This is a genomic window from Bifidobacterium saguinibicoloris (assembly GCF_019331725.1).
In the GTDB taxonomy this organism is placed as follows: domain Bacteria; phylum Actinomycetota; class Actinomycetes; order Actinomycetales; family Bifidobacteriaceae; genus Bifidobacterium; species Bifidobacterium saguinibicoloris.
The window spans coordinates 1-25,187 of the sequence record NZ_JAHBBF010000023.1 but is presented as its reverse complement, the minus strand read 5'-3'; the positions used below and the strand labels follow the sequence as shown (position 1 = coordinate 25,187).

At 64.5% G+C, this 25,187-nt stretch carries 20 protein-coding genes, 4 tRNA genes and 1 pseudogene; 17 read left to right on the top strand and 8 right to left on the bottom strand.

Going from position 1 to position 25,187, the window contains the following annotated elements:
* From KIH78_RS10200 to KIH78_RS10190, 3 genes are all read left to right on the top strand, one after another.
* Window positions 1–1,479: an FAD-dependent oxidoreductase gene (locus KIH78_RS10200; RefSeq protein ID WP_219132260.1), complete on the top strand. Its 1,479-nt coding sequence runs from the start codon at window positions 1–3 to the stop codon at window positions 1,477–1,479.
* Window positions 1,480–2,211: 732 nt separating this feature from the next.
* Window positions 2,212–3,156: a zinc metalloprotease HtpX gene (gene htpX / locus KIH78_RS10195; protein ID WP_219132259.1), complete on the top strand. Its 945-nt coding sequence runs from the start codon at window positions 2,212–2,214 to the stop codon at window positions 3,154–3,156.
* A 152-nt stretch (window positions 3,157–3,308) separates the two neighbouring features.
* Window positions 3,309–3,382, top strand: a tRNA-Gly gene (locus tag KIH78_RS10190).
* 97 nt (window positions 3,383–3,479) lie between these two features.
* On the opposite strand, the gene KIH78_RS10690 is transcribed toward KIH78_RS10190, so the two are convergent.
* Window positions 3,480–5,135, bottom strand: coding sequence for a polysaccharide deacetylase family protein (locus tag KIH78_RS10690; protein ID WP_236034585.1), 1,656 nt, complete (start codon window positions 5,133–5,135; stop codon window positions 3,480–3,482).
* 216 nt (window positions 5,136–5,351) lie between these two features.
* Here KIH78_RS10690 and fbaA point away from each other — a divergent pair, with 216 nt between their 5' ends.
* The 11 genes from fbaA (at window position 5,352) to KIH78_RS10130 (ending at window position 17,804) form a co-directional block, all read left to right on the top strand.
* Window positions 5,352–6,419, top strand: coding sequence for a class II fructose-bisphosphate aldolase (gene fbaA / locus KIH78_RS10180; protein ID WP_219132258.1), 1,068 nt, complete (start codon window positions 5,352–5,354; stop codon window positions 6,417–6,419).
* Between the two features lie 159 nt (window positions 6,420–6,578).
* Window positions 6,579–8,015 (top strand): AAA family ATPase, encoded by a 1,437-nt coding sequence (locus KIH78_RS10175; protein WP_219132257.1) that lies wholly within the window; start codon window positions 6,579–6,581, stop codon window positions 8,013–8,015.
* Window positions 8,015–8,893 carry an HNH endonuclease family protein gene (locus KIH78_RS10170; protein ID WP_219132256.1) on the top strand — a complete coding sequence of 293 codons (879 nt, stop codon included), beginning with the start codon at window positions 8,015–8,017 and terminating at the stop codon, window positions 8,891–8,893. Before KIH78_RS10175 ends, KIH78_RS10170 begins: the two co-directional genes overlap by 1 nt.
* A 127-nt stretch (window positions 8,894–9,020) precedes the next feature.
* Entirely contained in the window at window positions 9,021–10,307 is a 1,287-nt protein-coding gene (locus KIH78_RS10165; protein WP_219132255.1) for an adenylosuccinate synthase, read from the top strand.
* A 61-nt stretch (window positions 10,308–10,368) separates the two neighbouring features.
* Window positions 10,369–11,325 carry a fluoride efflux transporter FluC gene (locus KIH78_RS10160; RefSeq protein ID WP_219132254.1) on the top strand — a complete coding sequence of 319 codons (957 nt, stop codon included), beginning with the start codon at window positions 10,369–10,371 and terminating at the stop codon, window positions 11,323–11,325.
* The gene (locus tag KIH78_RS10155; protein ID WP_219132253.1) at window positions 11,322–11,693 is read left to right on the top strand and encodes a fluoride efflux transporter FluC; all 372 of its coding nucleotides are present in this window, start codon (window positions 11,322–11,324) and stop codon (window positions 11,691–11,693) included. Before KIH78_RS10160 ends, KIH78_RS10155 begins: the two co-directional genes overlap by 4 nt.
* A gap of 390 nt (window positions 11,694–12,083) precedes the next feature.
* Complete coding sequence (locus tag KIH78_RS10150) at window positions 12,084–13,466, top strand: branched-chain amino acid ABC transporter permease (protein ID WP_420830159.1); 1,383 nt, start codon at window positions 12,084–12,086, stop codon at window positions 13,464–13,466.
* Window positions 13,467–13,469: 3 nt separating this feature from the next.
* Window positions 13,470–14,453, top strand: coding sequence for a branched-chain amino acid ABC transporter permease (locus tag KIH78_RS10145; protein ID WP_214315036.1), 984 nt, complete (start codon window positions 13,470–13,472; stop codon window positions 14,451–14,453).
* Entirely contained in the window at window positions 14,446–15,546 is a 1,101-nt protein-coding gene (locus tag KIH78_RS10140; protein WP_236034583.1) for an ABC transporter ATP-binding protein, read from the top strand. Before KIH78_RS10145 ends, KIH78_RS10140 begins: the two co-directional genes overlap by 8 nt.
* Window positions 15,543–16,376, top strand: coding sequence for an ABC transporter ATP-binding protein (locus KIH78_RS10135; RefSeq protein WP_219132252.1), 834 nt, complete (start codon window positions 15,543–15,545; stop codon window positions 16,374–16,376). The genes KIH78_RS10140 and KIH78_RS10135 overlap by 4 nt, the downstream gene beginning before the upstream one ends.
* A gap of 162 nt (window positions 16,377–16,538) precedes the next feature.
* The gene (locus KIH78_RS10130; RefSeq protein ID WP_219132251.1) at window positions 16,539–17,804 is read left to right on the top strand and encodes an ABC transporter substrate-binding protein; all 1,266 of its coding nucleotides are present in this window, start codon (window positions 16,539–16,541) and stop codon (window positions 17,802–17,804) included.
* A 123-nt stretch (window positions 17,805–17,927) separates the two neighbouring features.
* Here the strand turns inward: KIH78_RS10130 and KIH78_RS10125 are convergent.
* From KIH78_RS10125 to KIH78_RS10115, 3 genes are all read right to left on the bottom strand, one after another.
* Window positions 17,928–18,001, bottom strand: a tRNA-Lys gene (locus tag KIH78_RS10125).
* 21 nt (window positions 18,002–18,022) lie between these two features.
* Window positions 18,023–18,094, bottom strand: a tRNA-Thr gene (locus tag KIH78_RS10120).
* 202 nt (window positions 18,095–18,296) lie between these two features.
* Window positions 18,297–19,865, bottom strand: a complete 1,569-nt coding sequence (locus KIH78_RS10115; protein WP_219132250.1) for an ADP-ribosylglycohydrolase family protein — start codon at window positions 19,863–19,865, stop codon at window positions 18,297–18,299.
* A 1,081-nt stretch (window positions 19,866–20,946) separates the two neighbouring features.
* Here KIH78_RS10115 and KIH78_RS10110 point away from each other — a divergent pair.
* A pseudogene (locus KIH78_RS10110) lies at window positions 20,947–21,132 on the top strand (AlbA family DNA-binding domain-containing protein); the annotation flags it as partial.
* A gap of 11 nt (window positions 21,133–21,143) precedes the next feature.
* Here the strand turns inward: KIH78_RS10110 and KIH78_RS10105 are convergent.
* The 3 genes from KIH78_RS10105 to KIH78_RS10095 all read right to left on the bottom strand — a co-directional run bounded on the left by KIH78_RS10105 (window position 21,144) and on the right by KIH78_RS10095 (window position 23,272).
* Window positions 21,144–21,968: a PhzF family phenazine biosynthesis protein gene (locus KIH78_RS10105; protein WP_219132249.1), complete on the bottom strand. Its 825-nt coding sequence runs from the start codon at window positions 21,966–21,968 to the stop codon at window positions 21,144–21,146.
* A 78-nt stretch (window positions 21,969–22,046) separates the two neighbouring features.
* Window positions 22,047–22,382, bottom strand: coding sequence for a branched-chain amino acid transporter permease (locus KIH78_RS10100; protein ID WP_214315047.1), 336 nt, complete (start codon window positions 22,380–22,382; stop codon window positions 22,047–22,049).
* The gene (locus KIH78_RS10095; RefSeq protein WP_236034582.1) at window positions 22,382–23,272 is read right to left on the bottom strand and encodes an AzlC family ABC transporter permease; all 891 of its coding nucleotides are present in this window, start codon (window positions 23,270–23,272) and stop codon (window positions 22,382–22,384) included. The genes KIH78_RS10100 and KIH78_RS10095 overlap by 1 nt, the downstream gene beginning before the upstream one ends.
* Before the next feature lie 87 nt (window positions 23,273–23,359).
* On the opposite strand from KIH78_RS10095, the gene KIH78_RS10090 reads away from it, so the two are divergent.
* A complete protein-coding gene (locus KIH78_RS10090; protein ID WP_219132248.1) occupies window positions 23,360–24,238 on the top strand; it encodes a LysR family transcriptional regulator in 879 nt (292 codons plus the stop codon).
* A gap of 62 nt (window positions 24,239–24,300) precedes the next feature.
* On the opposite strand, the gene KIH78_RS10085 is transcribed toward KIH78_RS10090, so the two are convergent.
* Window positions 24,301–24,388: transfer RNA gene (locus KIH78_RS10085), tRNA-Ser, on the bottom strand.
* 391 nt (window positions 24,389–24,779) lie between these two features.
* Here KIH78_RS10085 and KIH78_RS10080 point away from each other — a divergent pair.
* A partial coding sequence (locus tag KIH78_RS10080; protein WP_219132247.1) for a DUF6541 family protein occupies window positions 24,780–25,187 on the top strand: 408 nt, incomplete at its 3' end.

Genomic DNA, 25,187 nt, shown 5'->3' with positions numbered 1-25,187 from the left:
GTGACTGAATCTTCGAATACCACTGCAAACACCGCGTCCGCGAACGAGCTTCGCATCGCCGTGATCGGCGCTGGCCCGGCCGGCGTCTACTCCTCCGACATCTTCCTCCGTCAGCTCAAGAAGCTCGGCGAGGAGCTGGGCCTCGGCACGAAGGCCCGCATCGACCTGTTCGAGAAGCTGCCCGTGCCGTTCGGCCTGGTCCGCTACGGCGTGGCCCCCGACCACCCGTCCATCAAGTTCATCGCCTCCGCACTCGAGAAGACCCTCGACAACCCGGACATCCACCTGTACTGCGACGTGGAGTTCGGCAAGGACGTCACCCTCGACGACCTGCTCGCCCGCTACGACGCCGTGCTGTTCGCCACCGGCGCTGTCAAGGACAAGCCGCTGCGCATCCCCGGCGCCGACCTCGACGGCGTATACGGCGCCGCCAAGTTCGTCGAATGGTACGACGGCTACCCCACGGGCGCCCGCGAATGGCCGCTCGAGGCTGAAAACGTCGCCGTGATCGGCGGCGGCAACGTCGCGATGGACGTCGCGCGCGAGCTCATGCGCAACGCCGACGACCTCAAGGCCAAGACCGACATTCCGGACAACGTCTACGAAGGCATCCAGAACAACAAGGCCAAGGTGCTGCACCTGTTCATCCGCCGCGGCGTGGCCCAGGCGAAGTTCAGCGTGCAGGAGCTGCGCGAGATGGAGAAGCTGCCCGGCGTGCAGCTCATCATCAACGAGGACGACTTCGAACTGGACGACGACACCATCGAGGTCGCCGGCAAGGACAAGCTCACCCGTCAGATGGTCGAGGAGCTGTTCGCCATCCGCGAGATGGCCGAGGACATGGAGGACGACGGCGACGTCGACTACGAGGGCAACCCGGCCGACCGCAAGTACTACGTCCACTTCAACTCCGCGCCCACCGAGATCCTCGGCGAGGACGGCAAGGTCAAGGCGATCCGCGTCGAGCGCACCGAGACCGGCGCCGACGGCAAGATGCACCGCACCGGCGAGTTCACCGACTACCCGGTCGAGGCCGTGTACCACGCGATCGGTTACCAGCCGGCTGAGGCGCCCGGCATCGCGTACGACGAGCACGGCGCGCACCTCGCCAACGCGAACGGCGACGGCCGCATCACCACGTCCGCCGAAGGCGGTGAGGTGCGCGAGCGTCTGTACGCCACCGGTTGGGCCAAGCGTGGCCCGGTCGGCCTGATTGGTTCGACCAAGTCCGATGCGCTCGCGATCGTGACGAACATGCTCGAGGATCTGGCCAAGGCCGCCGAGGGCGGTCGCGTGGCGGCCGACCGCGACCCCGAGTCCATCGACCGTCTGCTGGCCGAGCGCGGCGTCAAGCCGATCGACTTCGCCGGCTGGAAGAAGGTCGACGCCTTCGAGCGCGCCGAGGGCGCGAAGGAGGGACGCGAGCACAAGAAGGTCATCGAGCCCGCCCAGATGCGTGAGCTCGCCCACGCCGAGTGACGCGATCCGTCGTTTCGTCGACTGGTTTCGTTTCGCCGTTTCGTTGCGTCGATGAGGCGATTCGACTGCGGCGGATTGTCGACTGATTGTCGACTGATTGCCGGCCGATTGGATTGGCAGGCTCCCCTCGTCCGAGGGGAGCCTGCTGTTGTTTCGATTGGTGCTGGATGTCCGATTGACGCCCGTGGTTTCGTCCGATTCTGTAGGTTTGGGCGTTGCCGCTCCGTGTGTCCTCTTTTCCGCGCCCGATTCTATAGGTTCGGATGCCGCGGCCTTGTACGGTCCTTCCGTTTCGTCCGATTCTATAGCTTCGGACGAAAAGGGCGGATCGGGAGACCCCGTTTCGTCCGGTTCTGTAGGTTCGGGCGTTGCCACCCCTGTGTGTCCCCTTTTCCGCGTCCGATTCTGTAGGTTCGGACGTGGGGAGCGGGCTGAGTCGCCGGGTTTCGTCCGGTTCTGTAGGTTCGGGCGTTGCCACCCCCGTGTGTCCCCTTTTCCGCGTCCGATTCTATAGGTTCGGGCGTTGCCACCCCCCGTGTATCCCCTTTTCCGCGTCCGATTCTATAGGTTCGGATGCCGCGGCCTTGTACGGTCCTTCCATTTCGTCCGATTCTATAGGTTCGGACGCGGCGGCCCGCGTCTCCTCCTCCGTCCGCATCCCGCCCTCCTCCGTCCGCACCCTTCCGGCATATGCCCAGCTAAAACTCAGCTCGTGAATTTACTGTGTGCCTTATGGATGGCAATTTGCGCGTGCACGGCCACTTCAATGGCCTGAAGACGACCCTTTTGTTTGGGTTGATGTGGGGCGTCATCATGCTGGTCTGGTGGGCCACGGGCGCTCGCCAGCAGACGCTCGGCATCTATATCATCATCGGGCTCGGTACCACCTTCTTCTCCTATTGGTTCTCCGACAAACTCGCCATCGCCTCCATGGGTGCACGCGAGGTCAGCGAGGCGGAGGCGCCTACGTTGTACCGGATCGTCCGGGAACTGTCCGCCAGAGCGGGCAAACCCATGCCCCGCATCTATGTGGCTCCCACGATGAGTCCGAACGCGTTCGCCACCGGCCGCAATGAACGTCATGCGGCGGTCTGCTGCACGCAGGGCATCCTCAGGATTCTCAACGAACGGGAGATCCGCGGCGTGCTCGGCCACGAGCTCATGCACGTGTACAACCACGACATCCTCACGTCCGCCGTCGCCTCCGCCATGGCCACGGTCATCACATATCTCGGCTACTCGCTCATGTATTTCGGCGGTGGCACCTCACGCGACGAGCGCGACAACTCCTCCGGCGGTCTCGGCCTTATCGGCGTGCTGTTCAGCATCATCCTCGCGCCCATCGCCGCGTCGCTCATCCAGCTGGCCATCTCCCGCACACGAGAATACGACGCCGACGAGGACGGCAGCCGGCTCACCGGCGATCCGGAGGCGCTCGCCTCCGCGCTCAACAAGATCACGTATGGTGCGCAGACCACGCCGATGCGCAAGACCGCCGGCACCCAGTCCGTGTCCGCCATGATGATCGCGAACCCGTTCTCGTCGGTCGGTTTCGCGAAGCTGTTCTCCACGCACCCGCCTACCGAGGACCGCATCGCGCGTCTCATGCAGATGTCGCGTGAGATGCATGCGCAGCAGGTGTTCGGCGCCGGTTCTGCCCCTCAGGTGCGGTTCTGAATCCGATTGCTTCGTCTGATTCCGGCCGGTTCCGGCTGGTCCGATTGTTTCGTCCGGCCCGTCCGGCCCGCAAAGCTCGAGTAGTGAGACGCCGCCGGCCACAGACCGGTCCCGTGCTATACTCGTGCCTCGCGTCCAAAAGACGCACTTTCGCGGATGTAGTTCATCGGTAGAACGAAAGCTTCCCAAGCTTTAAAGGCGGGTTCGACTCCCGTCATCCGCTCCACTGGGAGCCGTTGGAATCCAACGGCTCCTTTGCATTTCGCAGGGTCATTCCGGATTCCGCGTCCTCACGCCCCGTCCCCACTCGTCCGCGCCCGACGTCACTCCCCGGGCTTCGGACTCATGTCGATGAGCTGCTGGATGGTCACGAACTCGTAACCCTGCCCCTTGAGGTCGTCGATGATGCGCGGCAGCGCCTCGATGTCCTGCGCGCGGTCGCCGCCGCCGTCGTGCATGAGCACGATCGCGCCGTCGTACGCGTTGTTGAGCACCGCGTCGTGGATGGCGTCCGCGCCGGGCCGCTTCCAATCCTCCGTGTCGATGGTCCACAGCACGTTCATGCCGATGAGGTCGCCGGCGTCCTTCCACTGCTGGTCGCCGAACGCGCCGTATGGCGAGCGGAACACCGTGGTGTCCACGCCGGACGCCTGCTTCATCGCCGTGAATCCCTTGGTGATGTTGTCGCGCAGCGCGTCGCGGCTGAGCTTCGGCATGTTCGGATGGTCGAAGCTGTGCGACGCCACCTGATGGCCTTCCGCCACCATGCGTTTCTCCGCGTCGGCGAATTCCGACGACTGCTGTCCCAGGTCGAAGAACGTGGCCTTGACGCCCTTGTCCTTGAGGATGTCGAGCATCGGCGCGCTGTATTGGCTCGGACCGTCGTCGAAGGTCAGCGCGATGACCTTCTTGCCTTCCGGCCGCGGGTTGTAGGAGGTGACGACCATGTCGACCGGTTTCACGGTGACGCCCTTGTCGGCGGTCTTGCCGGACCGCTTGCCGGTCCACGTCTCGCGTTCGCCGTCCTTGCCGGCCTGCGTGCGCACTTGGATGGCGCCGCCTTTGATGTTGATGTTCGTGCCGAACGGCACGGTGGTCTTCTTCACCGTATGCGCTTCGGTCACGTCCTTGCCGGAGGCGACGGTGATGTCCGCGTGTTCCGGCACGATCACGGCGTCCCTGTCGCGTGGGGCGATGGCCTGTCCGCCGATGGTGGCGGCGACGGCCCTGCCGCCGGTCTTGTCGAGCACGGAACCGTCGACGGCGAGCAGGCGCCCGGGTTTCTTGCCGAAGCTGTCGTTGCGTGCGATGAGTTGGGCGAGCGTGGTGTGTACGTTGGCGCGTACGGTGGCGCCGTTCACGGTGACGTCGATGGGACGCCAGCGGTTCTCCCACATCCACCAGCCGCCGGCGCCGCTTCCGGCGACGAGCGCCGCCACGAGCAGTCCGACGAGTGCGCGCAGCCAGATGCGCTTGCGTTTCGGCGCCGCGGCCAGTCCGGTCGTGCCCAGTCCGTGCAGGCCGTCGAGGTTCAGGGCGATGGTTTCGGCCGTCCGGTCGCATTCCGGCCGTGTCACGGCCGGAGCCGCGCCGCGGGACGCCGTGCGGCCGCCGTCGGACGTCGCGCCGCCATCCGTGTCCTCGGCGAAGTCGTCGAGCGACTCCTCTTCGATGACGTGACGTCGTTCGTCCTCACGTTCGCGGCGTTCGACCTCCAGCTGCGCCTGTTCGCGTTCGTGCCTCTCCCGTTCGGCTTCCTCGCGTGCCTGCTCTTCGGCTTTGGCGCGCGCCTTCTCCTCCGCCTTCCGATTGCGGTTGCGGAACCGTTCCGACACGTGCGCCGCGTCCCCGAACGTCAGCTCCTCCGGATCCTCCGACAGTGTTCCGGACGTATTGCCCGTGGGCTTCCCCGCGCCCCGGTTCGTCGGGGAGACCGGCTTGCGTGTGATGTTCGGTTGCTTCCGCTTCTTCCTGCTCATCGTCCTGTCCTCATATCCCGCGTGCGGCGGTTCCGCCGCACGCCGATTCCGTTCCGCGGGCTGCGGTGGCCTGCGATCCTGTCTCATTGTAGGGGCGGCCTCGGGCGGGCGACGGCGTGAATCGCGTCGGGACGGTGAATCGTGCGCGACGGACACGGGTGACACGGCGGAAAGTGAACGGCGGATGAAGTCATTCGCCCGGAGGATAATGGCCGCATGACCATCGCAACACCGGAACGCTATGCCGAAATGCTGGACGCCGCCCGTCGCGGCGGATACGCCTACCCCGCCATCAACGTGACCAGTACCCAGACCCTGAACGCCGCCCTCCAGGGCTTTGCGGAAGCCGAATCGGACGGCATCATCCAAGTGTCGGTGGGTTCCGCGGCGTACCTGTCCGGACAGGCGGTGCAGGACCGCGTCACCGGATCCCTGGCGTTCGCCGCGTTCGCGCACGAGGTGGCGAAGAAGTATCCGAACATCACCGTGGCCCTCCACACCGACCATTGCGCCAAGCAGTACCTCGACGAATGGGTGCGCCCGCTGCTCGCGCACGAGGCCGACGAGGTGGCGCACGGCCACGAACCCACGTTCCAATCGCACATGTGGGACGGCTCCACCGTGCCGCTCGACGAGAACCTCGCCATCGCCGAGGAGCTGCTCGACAAGTCGCAGGCCGCACACACCATCCTCGAGATCGAAATCGGCGCCGTCGGCGGCGAAGAGGACGGACAGTCGGCCGAAATCGACGAGAAACTGTACTCCACGCCGGCCGACGGCGTGAAGGTCGCGCAGCGTCTCGGCCTGGGGGAGCGCGGCCGCTACATGGCGGCGTTCACGTTCGGCAACGTGCACGGCGCATACAAGCCGGGCGTCGTCAAACTGCGTCCAGACCTGCTCGGCGACATTCAGCGCGAGGTGGCCGAGGCCGTGGTGGACGGGCGTGTGCCCTCCGCCGCCGGCATCGTGGATTTCCCCGCCGGCAAGCCGTTCGAACTCGTGTTCCACGGCGGTTCCGGCTCCACGCCGGAGGAGATCGCCGAGGCGGTGAGCCACGGCGTGGTGAAGATGAACATCGATACGGACACGCAGTACGCGTTCACACGCGCCATCGCCGGGCACATGTTCGAGCATTACAGCTCGGTGCTCAAGGTGGACGGCGAGGTCGGCAAGAAGAAGTTCTACGATCCGCGCTCCTGGGGCAAGAAGGCCGAGGCGTCCATGGCCGCGCGCGTGGTGGAGGCCTGCGAGCAGCTCGGTTCCGCCGGCAAGGCGCTGAAGTAGCGGTCCCGAGGGGCGGGAGCCCCGCAGACTCATGTCGGCGTCCGATTCCATGGAATCGGACGCCGACATGCGTGTCCGGATGTTTCGTATCGCCGGTTCGGCCGCCCGCCCTGCGATAGAATCAGTGGCATTGCTTTGTAAGGAATGGCGGGGTGGGCGATGGAAGCTACCGAAAATGATGCGAGGTTCCGCGGCGATATGCTGCTGCGCAGCTTGAGGGTGCACAACTATCGCAAGTTCGAGGATCTGACAGTCGATTTCATGCCGGCGGGTGCGGAATCGGATGCCGACGGCGGTGACGGTGTCGAGACGTCGTCGCGTCGGCGACCCGGTCAGCTGGCGGTACTCGTCGGCGACAATGGTTCCGGCAAGACGGCAATCGTGGATGCTGCCGTCGTCGCGTTGGGCACGTATCTGGTGAAGTTTCCGGACGTCAAGGCGCCGTCCATCCTGAAGGATGACGTACGTTGGTCGGTGGTGACGGCCCCGGACACATCGACCGAGGAATTCCAGCAGCGGTTCCCCGTGACGATTGAGGCGACCGGCGACGTCATGGGCCACGACCATCTGACGTGGCGGCGTGAGAAGCACAGCGAGCGGGGGACGACCACGGTATCCGGTGCCAAGTCGATGGTGGACATCGGCGATCGCGATCAGCAGAAGGTACGCGAGACAGCGAACATCCACCTGCCGCTGATTGCATGCTATGGCACCGACCGGCTGTGGCCGCGGGACCGTCAGAAGTGGGCGACGCATTCCACCGCGTACCTTCAGGCCCGTACCCGGTTCAACGGGTATGACGGGTGTCTGGATCATGAAGTCAGCATCAAACAGATGTCGGCATGGTTCGAGAGCATGACTGCCCGCGAATACCGTAAGAAAATCGAGATCCCCGAATTCCAGGCGGTGCGGCACACGATTGCCGAGAGCCTAAGGCTGCTGGCCGGCATTGAGGACGCCGGCATCGATTTCGATGACGGCCGCCTGCTGGTGAGTTATACCGCGCCTGACGGTATGCGCCTCAAGGACCAGCCGTTCGAGACTTTGAGCGATGGCTATCGTGCTGTCATCGGCATGGTGGCGGACATCGCCCGCCGCATGGCCCAACTGAACCCGTTCTTCGGCAAGGACGCCATCAAAGTCACCCCCGGCGTGGTGCTCATCGACGAAGTGGATCTGCACCTGCATCCGAAGTGGCAGGAGCGGATTCTGGACGTGTTGACGACGCTGTTCCCGCAGATCCAGTTCATCGTCACCACGCACTCGCCGTTGGTGATCTCCACCGTGAGGGCCGAGGAGCTGCGCATCATCAAGCATGACGGAGAGGGCGAAGGAACGTATCGGGCGGTCATGCCGTCCAACGAGACCTACGGCAGCGACACAAGCGTGGTGCTCCGTCACGTGATGGACGCGCCGGACAGGCCGGAGACGGTGCAGAAGCTGTTCGACAGGTTCGGCGACCAGCTGGACGGCGGCGATTATGCCGGAGCCAAGGCGACATTGGCGAAGCTGGCACAGGAGATTGACGCGGATAGCCCTGATCTCAGCAAGGCCCGGTCCAAGTACTTCTTCTACTCCGATGATGTGAGCGACTGATGCTGTACATCGACAAAAAGAAGGGAATCGCCCCGAGCGATGCCATCGCCGCGGCGAAGCGTGTGCTGAAGGATCCCGCCAATCATGTGGCCGTGCAGTATGACTCCCTTGGCAAGGTAAAGGAGGCGTCGTCTCTGGTCGGCATCCTCTCGGAGCATCTGGGAGCTGACCAAGGATGGTTGTGCGCCTACTGCATGAGGCGCATCGACACCAAGCCGAAACCTGGCGTATCGCGCAAGCTTCATAACGAGCACTACATCCCCCGGCATCAGGATTATCAGGCGGCAGCGAAAGCCAAGGAGGAGGGGAAGCAATACAAACTGCCATATCCCGAGTATTCTCAAAGCGACCTTGACAAGTTCTCGTTGGACTACGACAACTTGTTCGCGGTCTGCGACGGCAAGTACCAGAAGGACGCCAAGGATAAGAAGGGCGAGAAGAGAAAGACGGGGAGTGACGATTCTGCCGTCGGCATGGCATCTCCTATGACGCAACCCGATACCAATCGGAAGCGCACCAAAGGCAAAACGACCTGCGACCAGAGTCGGGGCAACCAACGATTGACCGTCGACCCTCGGCGCGCGGACCATATCGCGACGATCAGTTATAAGCCGTCCGACGCGACCATCGCATCGAGCGATCCCGACATCGACAAGGACCTCAACGATACGTTGAACCTCAACTACCGGTGGTTGAAGGAGGAACGGGAATGGGCGTTGCAGGAGCTCTACGACTGGTTCGAGCAGCATGGCTGTGACAAGGACTTCCGTCAGGAATGTGCGAGCAGGCTGCGTACGTTGCAGGAAGGCAGAAACGGCAGGCTGCAGCCCTTCGCGCCCATGCTCATCATGAAATTGGAGCAGCGCATGCGGCGATGAGCCCGTATGCGCCCGAGCGCCTTCGTGCTGAGACGCCGTGCACCCGGGTAGAGGGCGTACGGTAGGCTGTTTCGCGGCGGAATCGTGCGGGAACCGCGCACACAGCAAGGAATGCGGAGGAAACGTCATGCCTGGAATCGTTCTTATCGGCGCCCAGTGGGGAGACGAAGGCAAGGGTAAGGCCACGGACCTTATCGGCACGAAGGTCGACTTCGTGGCCCGTTTCAACGGCGGCAACAACGCCGGCCACAGCGTGGTCGTGGGCGACGAGTCCTACGCGCTGCACCTGCTGCCCTCCGGCATCATCAACCCGAACCTCACCCCGGTCATCGGCAACGGCGTCGTCGTCGACCCGGAGGTCCTGTTCGAGGAGATCGACGGCCTCGAGGCCCGCGGCATCGACTGCTCCCACCTCAAGGTGAGCGAGGCGGCGCACATCATCGCGCCGTACCACCGCACGCTCGACAAGGTCACCGAGCGCTTCCTCGGCAAGCACAAGATCGGCACCACCGGCCGCGGCATCGGCCCGGCCTACGCGGACAAGATTAACCGCGTCGGTATCCGCGTGCACGACCTGTTCAACGTCGACCACCTGCACGACAAGGTCGAGGCCAGCCTCCACCAGAAGAACCAGATCCTCGTCAAGCTGTACAACCGCCGCGCCATCGACGTGGACCAGACCACCGAGGAGCTGCTCAAGCTTGGCGAGCGTCTCAAGCCGTACGTGGCCAACACCGGCCTGATCCTCAACAAGGCGCTCGACGAGGGCAAGACCGTCCTGTTCGAGGGCGCCCAGGCCACCATGCTCGATGTGGACCACGGCACCTACCCGTTCGTCACCTCCTCCAACCCGACCGCCGGCGGCGCCTGCACCGGCACCGGCGTGGGCCCCACCAAGATCACCCGCGTGGTCGGCGTCTCCAAGGCGTACGTGACCCGCGTGGGCGAGGGCCCGTTCCCCACCGAGCTGTTCGACGAGTCCGGCGAGTGGCTGCGTCAGCAGGGCCACGAGTTCGGTGTGACCACCGGCCGTCCGCGCCGCTGCGGCTGGTTCGATGCGGTCGTCAACCGCTACGCCAGCCAGGTCAACGGCCTGACCGACCTCGTCCTCACCAAGCTGGACGTGCTCACCGGTCTCAAGGAGATCCCGATCTGCGTGGCGTACGACGTGAACGGCGTCCGTCACGACGACATGCCGACCGACCAGGCCGCGTTCGCCGCCGCCAAGCCGATCTACGAGACCATGCCCGGCTGGACCGAGGACATCTCCAACTGCCATACGTTCGACGAGCTGCCCGCCACCTGCCAGGCGTACGTGAAGCGTCTCGAGGAGCTCAGCAACTGCCGTATCTCCGCGATCGGCACCGGCCCGCAGCGCGACCACATCATCTCCGTCCACTCGCTCATCGACTGACGGTCGTCCTGTCTCATCGACTGGCGACTGGTGATCGAATCCGCAACGACCGGACGAACCCATGCCTGAATATTTCGCCGAACCTGATCCCACCACGCAGGAGATGACCGCCGCGCACGCCCGTTCGTACGCGACGGCGTCCCCGCGCCCCACGGGTGCCGCGGCCGCGGCCGAACCGCCGCGCATCCCGCTCGCCCCCGCCAAGCGTGTGCAGGCGCAGTTCAACCCGCTTGCGGACGGCATGATCTATCTCGTGGTGTTCGTCGGAGGCTTCGTCGGCACCGCAATGCGCTACGGCCTGTCCCTGCTCATGCCCACGCCGGCCGCGGAGCGGGGGTTCCTCAGCGCGTTCCATACGGCCACGTTCACCGCGAACATGCTGGCCTGCTTCATTTTCGCCGCGCTCACCGCGTACATGTCCCAGGCTTCGTGGATCCGCAAGCGCGTGCGTCAGCTCACGTCGCGCGGCGTGGGCATGGGCATGTGCGGTGGTTTCTCCACCCTGTCCGCCATGGTCATCGAGGAGCTCACCGCCATCCATCAGGGGCAGATCGCCGGCTTCCTGTTCTACATGCTGTTCAGTTTCGCCGTGGGTCTGCTGGTCGCCGCGGCCGGCGTGAAGGTCGCGCTGGCGCTCGCCTCCCGCCGTTCCGCGCATGTGGTGGCGCAGGCCGTGGCCGCCGCGTCCGGCGAGGGGCCGGCGCACGCCGCGCCCAAACGCGACGTCGACGGCGTCGCGCTCGCCGACAAGCCGATCGCGGTGGGCGACGCCGCGTTCGGTCCCGTCGAGATCAAGGCGTCCACGCCGCCGCAAGGCGATTACGGCCAGCCGTTGCCGTCCGCCGCTTCCGATGCCGCGTCCGTCGGCACGCCGCTTGCGCCCGCGTTCGAGCCTGCGCCCATCACCGACGAGATTCCCACCGTGGGCGATCCGATTACCGGCGGCGTGCGCGACGACGACCGTGACGGCCGGGAGCGGCACGTTCCGTCCCACGCCGATGGGGAGGTGTCGCGATGACGTTCCTGTTGGTGAGCCTGTGCGGCGGTTTGGGGGCGATGACCCGTTTCGTGGTGAACACGTCGGTGCAGCGTTGGTGGGCGCGCGCGTTCCCCATGTCCACGTTCATCATCAACGTGATCGCCACGTTCTGCGCCGGCATCGCCGCCGCGGCCTACGCGACGAACGCCGTGGACCACAACGTCTATCTGCTGTTCGTCACCGGCTTACTCGGTGGTTTTTCCACGTTCTCCACCGCCATCAACGAGATGGTGTCGCTGTTGCGCACCCGCAAGTTCGCGACGGCCGCGTCGTACATCGCGGCGACGATTCTCGTGCCGCTGCTGTGCGTCGCCGCCGGTTGGTGGATCGGGTCGCTCGGGCACTGACGTTCCGTCGGCCGTCCTGTCGGTCCGATGGCGACCGATGGCGTCCGACGTGCGTCGAACCCACACGTCGTCGCGCGAAACGCAGACGGTTCCAGCCGGAATCGCGTCCGTTGCGTCACGCAACGTGACGAAATACCACACGACGTAACATGCTCGACAAAAAAACGAGGTGACGCCTACTGCCGACTATCGTCCCGTCATGCCGGAAATCGGCCGGAACGGGCGGAAAACCGCCTCTGGTGACATGCGCCGGTAACATGCCGGGCGCACGGTAACGCAAGAGAAACGGCAGCGCAACGGCGCGCGCCCATTGCCTCTCTAGGTTATGAACCACATCCAGAGAGGACATCCATTATGACAGCCGTGCAATCAAACCAACGGCGTCATCGAATGGGATTGCTGCTGTTTACGGCGTTGATCCTGCTGATGGCGTTCTGTTTCATTCCACCCAACCAAGCCATGGCGGCCGAAGCGGTACCCACGTGCAACCCCTCCGCCACCAACGGCTGCGTCAACGGCATCCTGCAGGACGCCTCCAAAAAGCCCATCGCCGGCGTGACCATCACCCTGAGCGGCACCGAAGAGGCGACCACCACCACCGACGCGAACGGTGACTGGGCGTTCAGCGTCGGCAAGGACGGCTCCTACACCGTGAGCATGGACGAATCCGTCGCCAAGGAGCACGGGCTCAAGGCCGCCACCGCCACCGTGAAGGTCGAGAAGAACAGCTTCGACGCGGCCCGCCAGGTCGTCCGATTCGACAAGCCCGCGCCCTCCGATACCAGCGGCGGCGCATCCGGCAAGAGCGGTTCGACGTCCGGTTCGACGGCCTCCGGTTCCAGCGGTTCCACCGGCTCCTCCAGTGGGGACGGCTCCTCGCTCGGCGCCAACCTCGGCGCCCGATTCTGGCAGCAGCTCTACTCCGGCGTCATCTTCGGCCTCATGCTCGGCCTCATGAGCGTGGGCATGAACCTCGTCTACGGCACCACCGGTCTGAGCTCCTTCTCCCACGGCGAGCAGGTCACGCTCGGCGGCCTCATGGCGTTCGTCGGCACGCAGATCCTCCACTGGCCGCTCGTGCCCGCCGCGATCTTCGCGATCGTCATCGGCGGCCTCACCGGCTGGATCCAGAACGAGATCGTCTGGGCGCCGCTCAGGCGCAAGCGCGTCGGCACCATGCAGCAGATGATCGTCACCATCGGCCTGTCCATGGCGCTCCAATACCTCTTCCAGTTCTTCTTCGGAGGCGACATCAAAGGCATCGTCAAATCCGTGCCCGACAGCTTCCAGATAGGACCCATCACCACGGACATGCCCACCCTCGTCTCCGCGGGCATCGCCATCGTGGCCATCGTGGGCGTCAGTCTCTTCCTCTACAAGACCCGCCTCGGCCGCGCCACGCGAGCCGTCTCCGACAACTCCGCGCTCGCCGCCGCATCCGGCATCAACGTGGAGCAGGTGGTGCGCATCGTCTGGATCATCTCCTGCGCGATGGCCGCCCTGTCCGGCGTGCTCCTCGGCGTCTACCTCAACGGCATCTCCTGGAACACCGGCGCCACGCTGCTGCTCCTCATGTTCGCGGCCGTCACCCTCGGCGGTCTCGGCACCGCCAACGGCGCGCTCGTCGGCTCCCTCATCATCGGCATCGTCGCGGACACGAGCTCGCTCATCATCCCCAGCGACATGCGTTACGCCAGCGCGCTGGCAATCCTCATCATCGTCCTGCTGGTCCGTCCGCAGGGCATCTTCGGCAAACAGCAAAGGGTGGGCTGAGACATGGACTTCATGACCATCATCACCAACACGCTGGGCGAGCTCCTCGCCCCCACCACGGCCGCATACGCGCTCGCCGCCATCGGCCTCAACATCCACTTCGGCATGACCGGCCTGATGAACATGGGACAGGCGGGCTTCATGCTCCTCGGAGCCTACGGCTTCGCCATCACGCAGATGATGGGGGCGAACCTGTTCGCCTCCGTCTGCGCCGCCATCGCGCTCGCCGTGATCTACGCGCTCCTGCTCGGCATCCCCACGCTCAAACTCGGCCCCGACTATCTGGCCATGGTCACGCTGGCCGCCGCCGAGATCATCCGCATCATCGGACGGTCCACCGCGTTGACGAACCTCACCGGCGGCTCCGCCGGCATCTCCCCGCAGGACTTCACCGAACGGTTCGAATCCCTTTCGCCCCTGCCCGAAGGCTCCACCACGTTCCTGCTGTGGACGTATTCGAACAACATCGCGAACTCCTGGTGGCTGCGCATCGTCGGCTGGGCGCTCGTCGCCATCGCCCTGCTCCTGTGCTGGCGCTGGTTCCACTCCCCGTGGGGCCGCGTACTCAAAGGCATCCGCGAGGACGAGAACGCCATCCGCTCGCTCGGCAAGAACGTCACCACGTACAAGATGCAGGCGCTCATCATCGGCGGCATCTTCGGCGCGCTCGGCGGTATCATCTTCGTCCTGCCGCGTTCCGTGCAGCCCGATTCCCTCGGCCGCGCCGTCACCTTCTACGCGTGGACCATCCTGCTGCTCGGCGGCGCCGCCACCATCTTCGGCCCGATCCTCGGCTCCTGCCTGCTGTGGGTGCTGCTCACCTTCGTCAAGGAGCTGATGCGCGGCGCCATCCCCGAAACCGTTATTTCCTCCAACCAGGTCGAATCCCTCGGATGGGTGATCGTCGGCGTCGCACTGATGTGCCTGGTGATCTTCAGACCGCAAGGCCTGCTGGGAGACCGAAAGGAGTTGGCCTTCAATGCGTGAGCACAAGCCCGAAACCAGAAACGCGTCCGCCGCGTCCGCCGCATCCGCCACGGACGACGTCGAGACCGTCGCCGGCGTGACGCCCGGCAACCTGTCCGAAGCCGACGTGAACCCCACCGCCCCCGGCAAACCCTTCCACGACCTCGCCCAATGGGCCACCAAGGCGCCGGAGGGGGAGAAGCTCATCTCCACCGCCTACGGCGACAAGGTCCAGGAGGACCTCAAGTTCGTGGACAACAAGCCCGGCGTCCACAAGCCCGACCCGATCCTCGTGGCCGACAACGTCGTCCGCAGGTTCGGCGGCATGACCGCAGTGGACGTCAAGCACTTCGAAATCGAACGGCACGGCATCACCGCGCTCATCGGCCCCAACGGCGCCGGCAAGACCACGTTCTTCAACCTCATGACCGGCTTCGACACCCCCAACACCGGCAGCTGGCAGTTCGACGGCAAGGACCTCGCCCACGTCCACCCCGAACAGGTGGCCCGCATGGGCATGGTCCGCACCTTCCAGCTCACCAAGGTGATGAGCCGCCTCACCGTGCTCGACAACATGCTCCTCGGCGCGCCCGTCCAACCCGGCGAAGGCCTGTTCCGCGCACTTGTGCCCGGCCTATGGAAGAAGCAGGAGAAAGCGAACATCGAAAAAGCCGAAGCGCTGCTCGAACGCTTCCTGCTCATCAAGAAGAAGAACGATTTCGCCGGCTCGCTCTCCGGCGGCCAACGCAAGCTCCTCGAAATGGCGCGCGCGCTCATGAGCGACCCGCAGCTCGTCATGCTCGACGAGCCGATGGCCGGCGTCAACCCGGCATTGAAGCAGTCGCTCCTCGACCACATCATGTCGCTGCGCGAGGAAGGCACCACCGTGCTGTTCGTCGAACACGACATCAACATGGTCCGCCACATCGCCGACTGGGTCACCGTCATGGCCGAAGGCAAGATCGTCGCCGAAGGCCAACCCAAGAGCGTCATGAACGACCCCGCCGTCATCGACGCGTACCTCGGCGCGCACGCCAACATCGACCTCGGCGACGACTCCGTCGTCGAAGACGCCGAATCCGGCGACATCGAAAAGAAAGGAGAGACGCGATGACCGACACCACAACGCTGGAACCCACCACCTCCGACGAACCCGTCGCGGACGCCCGTCCGCGCTCCGAAATCCACGTGGGCGAACCCGAAGGCGAGCCGCTGCTCGACGCCGTCGACCTCGTCGCCGGATACATCCCCGGCGTCAACATCCTCAACGGCGCATCCCTCACCCTCCACCAAGGCGAGATCGTCGGCATCATCGGCCCCAACGGCGCCGGCAAATCCACGCTCCTCAAATCGTTGTTCGGACTCGTCCACATCCACTCCGGACACCTGATCCTGAAAGGCGAGGACATCACCAACCTCAGGGCCGACAAGCTCGTCTCCCTCGGTGTCGGATTCGTCCCCCAGACTGAAAACGTGTTCCCCTCGCTCACCATCGCGGAGAACATGCACATGGGCGCCTACCAGGCGCCGAAGAAATTCAACGAACGCTTCGACTACGTGTGCTCCATCTTCCCCCGATTGGGGGAGCGCAAAGACCAGCTCGCCGGATCCCTGTCCGGCGGCGAACGCCAGATGGTCGCCATGGCCCGCGCGCTCATGATGAACCCATCCGTTCTGCTCCTCGACGAGCCCTCCGCAGGCCTGTCGCCCATGCTCCAGGACGAAACCTTCATCCGCGTACGCCAAGTCAACAAAGCCGGCGTCTCCGTCATCATCGTCGAACAGAACGCCCGCCGCTGCCTGCAGATCTGCGACCGCGGCTACGTGCTCGACCAAGGACGCAACGCCTACTCCGGACGCGGACGCGACCTGCTCAACGATCCGAAGGTCATCTCCCTGTATTTGGGCAACCTTGAACAGGAAGTCCAAGACGAAGGCCGGTGACGGAGCGTATACGCCCTTTCCTCGGCGCTCGACGTGCTGAAGCACGCCTTCGCCCTTGGACGGGCGTCTCCGCACACGTCGCCCATGATGGCGTGTCTTCGGCGTTTCTCAACTCAACACACATCAACGCATGTTCATATTCGCCAGAGAGAGGAAGCAATCATGAACAGCAACAAGCACATCCTGTACACGGCCACGGCGGTCGTCGCCGCCACGGTCATGGCACTCGCCGGCTGCGGCAGCACATCGAGCTCCAGCAGCGGCAACGCAAGCGGCGGCAAGAAGGACGCGTTCGTCCTCGCCGGCCTATGGCCGGAAACCGGCTCGCTCGCCTACCTGGCGCCGCCGGAGCTCGCCGCCGAAAAACTCGCCGTCGGCGACATCAACGCGGCCGGCGGCGTCCTCGGCAAGGACGTGACCACCACCGACGCCGACACCTCCGACGCGGACCATGCCGACCAGAACACGTCCGCCGTGCAATCCGTGCTCTCGAAGAACCCGTCGTTCGTCATCGGCCCCGCCTCCAGCGCCGTCGTCAAGAACGTGTACAAGACCATCACCGAACAGAAGATCCCCATGCTCTCCATGGGCGCCACCAGCTCCGACTTCTCCGGCCTGAGCCCCTACTTCTTCCGCACCGTCCCGCCGGACACCGTGCAAGGCACTGTGCTCGGCCAGGTCATCGCACAGGATGGCGTGAAGAACCTCGCCATCGCGGTCTTCAACGACGAATACGGCACCGGACTGCGCGACACCGTCGTCAAGACCGTCGAAGACGCCGGCGTGAACGTCGTCTACGGCGAGAAGGACGCGTTCGACCCCACCGAAACGAACTTCTCCTCCATCGTCACCGCCATCAAAGCCGCCAAACCGGACGCGGTCGCCGTCATCGCGTTCGACCAGACCAAGCCGCTGCTCAAGGAACTCGCGTCGCAGGGCGTCGACACCCACAAGCTGTACTTCGTCGACGGCAACACCTCCGACTATTCGAAGGAACTCGACGCGGGCATCCTCGAAGGCTCCAAAGGCACCATCCCGGGCGTCCAGGCCTCCGACGACTTCCAGAAGAAGCTCCTCGACGCGTACGGCAAGGACATCGACACCTTCACCTACGCCGCCGAAACGTACGACGGCATCATCCTCGCCGCGCTCGCCGCGCAGAAGGGCGGCAGCGCCGACGGCGCAACCATCCAGAAGAACATGGCGGCCGTCTCCGGCGCGGACGGCGGCACCGAATGCGGCACGTACAAGGACTGTCTCACGCTGCTCAAGTCCGGCAAGAGCATCCACTACAAGGGCGTGACCGGCATCGGGCCGTTCAACTCCAGCAACGATCCGAGCTCAGCCAACATCGGCGTGTACAAGTTCGACGCGAAGAACGTGCCGCAGTTCGACCACGCCCAGGAAGGCAAGGTGCCGACCAAGTAGGCGCTGGCCGGGTTGGTTGCGTCGGCCAAGCGACGCGCGAACCTGGCGGACGCCGAATCCGATGGACGCCGAAATCGACGTGGAACGCACAAGGCCGGAACCTTTCGGTTCCGGCCTTGATTGTGCCCCCGCAGGGATTCGAACCCTGGACACGCTGATTAAGAGTCAGCTGCTCTAACCAACTGAGCTACAGGGGCGTAGTTGGTTTCCTTTCGGAGAGCCCCGAGTGAGAATTGGACTCACGACCTCTTCCTTACCAAGGAAGTGCTCTACCACTGAGCTATCGGGGCGCGACGGTGACCGTCATGCCGTCGCCTTCCCGGCCGGCTTCCGAACGGTCTGTCCGGTCTGGCCTCGTCGGGCAACCTGTACATCATGCCATGCGGTCGCGCATCGCGCAAGTCGGGGCCGTCGCGCACGTCCGATTCCCGATCGGCCGGTAGGTCGCGTGGCGCCGACGGCGCCACGCAACCTACCGGAAGGGAACGCGCGTCACTCGGCGTCGGAATCGGAATCGAAATCCGTCAGATGACGCAACAGACGCAGAATCGCACCATTGTCGAGATACCAGCACAACGCGCCGTCGCCGAACCGCTCCTCACGAGTGGGGAACAGCAGCAGCGTGAGCGTCGAATCCAAGTCAAGTGTGTCGAAGTCGCCGTCCCGGTAGAACTCGGCACGCTCCCGCGGATCCTCAAGACCGAGTTCCTCGAGGACGTCATGGTAGTCGCCGCGATTGCCCCACGCCTCGTACACCGCATGCCACCATTCGTCGACCAACGGATCGTAGCGGACGCCGCGATAGACGAAATCGCCGTTCTCGTCGCGGTCCGTCGTGTGGGAATCGTCATACAGCTTGCGGCCTTCCTCCCACGCCTCCTCGAAACGCGGCGCAAGCGCAACCAGCTTGCGCACGCCCGCATCCATCTTTCGGGCGGCCTCCCGCTCCTTACGTACGGCCGCATCGCGCCACACGCGGGGATGCAGCCCCGGCAGCGACACCGCGGCCTTCGCGACCAACGACTCCAACAAGTCGGCGCCGCGCATCTCACCCTCCCACGGGTTGCCGTCGTCGCCGTACACGAGACCCGCCAGACCGCCGGCGACCGCGGCCGTCGTATCGGTGTCGCCACCCAGATTCACCGCCGCCAGCACGCAGTCGCGGAAGCTGGCCGTATTGACCAGACACCACAACGCCGCCTGCAGCGTATCGAGCACGAACCCGCCGGACGACACCTCACGACGCTTCCTGAACCGCAGGTCGTCGATCAGGCCGGCCTCCCGGCACACCTCCGTACGCGAAAACGCGGCGCCGTCGGCAAGCAGGATACGGGCGATGCGCACGAACCGCACGCACGCCTCCGTGCTGATCCGATGCGCGTGCGTGACGGCGCTCGCCGCACGGACGTCGTCGTCGGAACAATCGACGAACGCCAACGGCAGGATGCGCATCAGCGAGCCGTTGCCGTTGTCGCGCTCGCCGATGCCGCCATGGCCGGTGGCGAGCGCGCGGGAGGTGGTGTTGCCCACGTCGAAGACGGTGCCGTCCGGCGTGTACGCGCCGTCCGTGATCCACGCGCGATACTTGGCGAGCATGTCTTTGGGGTTGACGCGGCCCTTGTTGTCCGCGAGGGAATCGAGCGTGGCGAGCATCATCGCCGTGTCGTCCGACCACGTGCCGGCCGGTTGGTCGTGCGTGCCGTGCCCGGTCATGTCGGTGCATTCGAATGCGTCGCGCGTCTTGAACTCGTAGGGCACGCCCAGCGCGTCCCCGACCGCCTGGCCATAGACGGCGGCGTGCAGGCGCGCGAAATCGGCGGCGGTGAAATGCCCGGGTTCGCGCACCTGCATGATCGGGAGGTCACCGAAGGCCGCGTGACGCGGGCAATACCAGATGTCGCCGTTGTCGGGCGTGACCCAGCCGGCTTCGTGCAGGTCGTCCTCCACTTCGAACACGTCGCCGTACGGGGTGCCGTCATCGTATTCGGTACGGATCGCGTCGCAGTTCGCGTAGGAGCAGCGGCCAATCATGTTGTCGAATTCGTCGAGTCTGAGGATCATGTGGGTTCCTTCGTTGGTGTGTTGTTGGTTTGGTGTGTGTTGTTGGTGTGTGTTGTTCCGGTTGTGCTTCGTTGCGTTGCGTTGTGTGGTGCCGGGCCGACGTGCGTGGTGCCGAAATGGTCGGGTATCCCCCTTCCGTCCGTCCCTATTATCCGTCCTTGTGATTCGTTTGGCCCGTTCATTGTCCGTCGTGCGGGTGGCGTGTCGTCGTGTGTGAGTTTGCGGGTCGGCGTGAGGTGTTGCGGGTTGACGTGAGGTGTTGCTCCCGGGGATGTCTTGCGCCTGTCCCCGACGGTTGTGTGGCCCCGGAGTGCGGGAACGGTGCTGTCTGCGTGTTCCGGCCCGTGGGGTTGTGGTCCGGAACGGGAATATGAGGGTGATTGGTCTTCCGGTGGCACGATTCGTGGACCCGGAGTGCGGGGAATGCCTGTTTCCGCGTTCCGGCCCATTGCGGCGTGGTCCGGAACGCGTGCACGTCCCGGATTGTCGCTCCGGGTCCAGGTTGTGTCGGTTTCTGTGGCCCCGGAACGCTCGATGGTGTCACCTAACCGCTTTGCCGCTTGATCTGTGTCGCTCTCGTTCGGCGTGCCGCGGTGGCCGGTTCATCGAGAGGCGCCGAGGGAGAATCGCGATGTCTTCCGATTCGGCGCATTCACGATGATGACGGTATGAGTTCATCTGCGCGTGGCCGAACACACACCCTGCGGAAACGCGCGCGGAGTACATCGGATTCCGACAGCGAATTCCGGTGATGTATTCCGGCAAGGACGAGGTTCGGACAAAGGAACGATGATGACCATGCAGAACAGCAACCATTATGATGCGCACTACAACGCGTCGCACGCCGACGACAGCCAATACGACGCCTACATGTACGCCGAGTACGGTATCGAACGCTGATTCTCACCTATTTCTCGGCATCGTCCGAGGCCAGATCGTCATGGCCGGCCCTCACGTCGTCCACCCACATGCAGAACGCCTCGGAGGGCGCGATGCCATGCCGCTCGTCGCCGACGGTCTCCAAGGCAAGTGCGACCAGACCGTCTGGATATCCATGAAATCGTCTTCGGACACGGCCGCGCTGCCCTCCCCGCGGCGATACCGACTAAAACAGGTTACAGCAGTATACCGAGAGCCCGATGATGACCTGCTTGATGCGGTTGTGGCGCTGGCGAACTCGGATGGCGGCACGGTATATCTGGGCGTCGAGGATGACGGTACTCCGACCGGACTCGATAAGGAGCATCAGGATGCGGTCGGTCTGGCGGTGCGGGAACGTCAGTCGGGCAGGATGGTGCCGATGGAGAACAGCGCCGCACCGCCGCCGAGGCTGACGCGGCCGTCGCCGACCGTGGCGTGGATGACGCCGCCACGCGCCGAGGCCTGATACGCGGTGAGCGCGGTCTTGCCGAGGTGTTTGCTCCAGTATGGCAGGATGTGGCAGTGACCGGAGCCGCAGACCGGGTCCTCGGGCACGTTGAGCTTCGGTGCGAACGAGCGGGACACGCAGTCGAAGACCGAATCCGTGTCGCCGGCCGCCGTGACGTTGGTCAGCAGGCCGGGCAGCTCCTTGAGCAGCTCCTGGTCGGGATCGAGGTTGCGCACGGTCCGCTCGTCGGGCATCACGCACAGCAGGTCGCGGCCGAGCCATGCTTCGGCCGGACGCGTGCCCAGAGCCTGCTCCATCGCGTCGGTGACCGGCGTGGGCTTGAGGTCGAAGGCGGGGAAGTCCATCGTGAACACGTCTCCGGCGTGGTCGTCGCCATCACGCCCGTCACCCCGCCGTCGGGTCACGGTCAGCACACCGCTCATCGTGCGGAATCGCACCACATCGGCGTCCGGCTCCACGAACCGGAACATCACATACGCCGTGGCGAGCGTGGCGTGCCCGCACAGGTCGATCTCGCCTCCCGGCGTGAACCAGCGCAGGCGCCACCCTTCCGGCTCGCGCACCGCAAACGCGGTCTCGGAGAACCGGTTCTCCATCGCGATATTCGCCATCAGTTCGTCCGAGGGCCACGATTCCGGCAGGCACACCGCCGCCGGATTGCCCCTGAACACCTGATCCGTGAACGCATCCACCACATACTGTCGTATGGCCATAGTCCGCAAACCGCCTTTCATCACCGATCGTCATATGCCCCGCCATGAGCTCATGACGTGGCGGGAGCCGCAAGCCCGTCAGACGAACACCAGCTGGACGAGCATCATGTACACGATGGTTCCGCCGGCGACGGACACCAGCATGCTATGGCGCCACCGATGCAGCAGCACGATCACAAGGATCGCGATCGTCTCCGGAACCCCATGGGATCCGGAGAACGGCGACACATCCTTGAGTGCATACACAACCAACAGGCCGGTCATCGCGTGTGGCAGAACCTTGCCGAGATAGGTCACCGTCCTGGGCGGGCGGCGTGAATCGGGAAACAGCGTGAACGGCAGGAATCGGGTGAGCATGGTGCCCAACGAGACCGCCGCGATGGTCGCAACGGCCTGCCACGTGGTCATGGCCATCATTGTTCCTTCCCCTTCCGGGCGCCATTCGTATCGTCCGCGTCCTCCAATCGTGTACGCAATATCAGGAACGCCGCGAGCATCAACGCCATGGTCGGAATCATGAACCGGTCCGGGCCGAACAGCGCCAGACAGACCGCGGAAGCCAGCAAGCCGACCAATACGGGCACATGGGCTCGCGCCGATGCCGTGAAATCCGCAATCGCCAATCGTGGACGCGAATGGCTCCCGTCGCCCCTTTGCCGATTCCGGTCGTCGTCCCACTGCTTAAGGAGAATCGACAGGAACAAGGCGGCGAGCACGAACTCGATACCTTTGGTATCGAACGGCAGCACGCCGCCGGCCAGCCAGCCCACGGCTATTCCACCGAACCAGTAGGAACGGCAAAGCGCCGAGACGAACATCATGAACCATCCTCGGTCGACAGATGCCGGAATGTGGACGCTGGAATCGATGGCGAACGTCTCGTCGATCATCGTGAAGATCAGATACGGCTTTTTCCAGCCCAATCCGCGAAATTTGTCCAACATCGACAGGCCATAGAACAGATGCCGCGCGTTGACCATGATCGCCAGCAGGAACGCAGCCCACGGATCGAATGTGGACAACAACAGATTCACGGTGACGAACTCCATGGAACCGGCGAAAATGACGTAGCCCATGGCCAGCGGGTACACGATCGAGAACCCCTTGGCATGCATGAGCAGCCCATAGGATCCACCGAAGAACAGGAAGCCGGCGGCAATCGGCAGAGTGGGCGGCAACGCGGCGCGGAACGCCGTGCTCAACGTACGTGTCAACGCCATATCGGGAGAACCTTCTTTCGCTGATGCTGCTGACGCATGTGCCGGACGGTCCGGAATGCGCTGGATATGTCCGATGGCGGCCATCGTATGCAGGCCACATACGATAAGTACAATCAAATTCGCTAATGACTGCATAAGCGATGCTTATGCATCTGCCTATGATGGTGAATCATGGACAACCGGTATCTCGCCCTGCGGCACATCGTCGAATACGGCAGCTTCTCCGCGGCCGCCGACGAGCTGCGATGCAGCCAGTCGGCCGTCAGCCAGATGATCGCATCGCTGGAGAAGGAACTCGACGTCACCCTGCTCAACCGGCAGCGCGGCGGATGCACGCTCACCGAGGAGGGGCGCCAGCTCTACCCGCTCATCGAACGCTATGTGGAGGACGGCCTGCGCATCCGCGAACGAACCGACGAGATCCTCGGCCTCGACACCGGCGTGATACGCATGGGCACCATCGCCAGCATCTCCGCCCACTGGCTGCCGGGGCTCATCAGCGGCTTCCAGCAACGCTACCCGAACGTGCGGTTCGTCCTGTATCAGGGCGACTACACCACCATCCAGGAATGGATTCACAACGGCACCATCGACTTCGGGTTCATCAACCCCGCCGCCGCACGCGACGTCGAGACCATCATCAGCAAACGGGGTGCCATGCTCGCCGTTCTGCCGCAGGACCATCCGCTCGCCGCGCTCGACCGTGTGCCGTTGGCCGCGCTCGCCAAGGAGCCCATGATCCTGCTGGAGGAAGGCCACTACTCCGAGCCGTTGGAGGCGTTCGCATCGGTCGGGCTCAAACCGAACGTGCGTCTGCGCATCCACGACGACTACTCGATCATGACCATGGTCGAGGCCGGATTGGGCTTCAGCATCCTCGCCGAACTCATCCTCCACCGCACCAGCACCAACTACCGGATCGTCCTGCGTCCCACCGACCCGCCCGTGGACCGCACCATCGCCATCGCCTACGCCGACCGCGACAGGCTCCCCTTGACGGCCAGACGATTCATCGAACACCTGCGAAGCAACATCGGCACATTGCCCTGAGCCGGTCCGGGTGCGGTGGCGGTATGGAAAAAGCCCTTTTCCTTTGGGTGGGAAAAGGGCGATGGCGGAGGATACGAGATTCGAACTCGTGAGGCTGTTACACCAACACGCTTTCCAAGCGTGCGCCATAGACCACTAGGCGAATCCTCCATGTGCTTCTCCGAACCCCTGAACAAGCGGGCTCAGCACACAATTGAGAAAGAATAGCATGGCTCGCGGATTTGCACATCTTTCGGCGTGGCGCGGCGTGTCGCGGGCGATTCAAGCAGGCCGCGATTGGCCGCACAGACTATACGGAGCCTGCGATTGGCCGCCAAGGCCGTGACGAGTCCGCAATGGGCCACGCAGGCCACGCAGGCCGCGACGGCCAGCGATGGGCTACGCACACTCCGTGTGCCAATTCCGCGTCTCACCCACGGATTGTGACGTTTGTGGCGATTCGTGGGGTTCCGTTCCGTCTGACGTCCCGCTGTGCCATGCTGAAGTCCGTCATACCGGAACCGGGACGTCCGGGAGCCGAATCGTCGAAAGGATCGTGGGCATGCAGCTTGCCACATGGCTGGAAGTGACGCCGATGGCGGCGGTCATCCTCGCAGGGCTCTACCTGCCCGGCGCGTGCGTCGCCGTGGCGGCGGGCAGTCGCCGCCCGCTCGAGGTCGCGGCTCTGGCGCCGGTCGTCGCGATGGCGGTCGCCGGCCTCGGTGGCGTCGTCGCGTACAGCCTGCACGTGCGATGGGGGTGGGGCTTCTATCTGGCGTCCATGGCCGTCGTGTGCGCGTGCGTCGCTGCGGCGTCGTGGGCGATGCGACGTCGGTCCGGCCGCGTCGGTCCGGCCGACGCCACCGGTCCGGCCGATTCCGACAGCGCCGATTGCGACGCCCGTTCGGGTGAGTCCGACGTCACCACCAGCCCCGACCGTACCTCCCGCCCCGCCCTCCTCACCCGCATC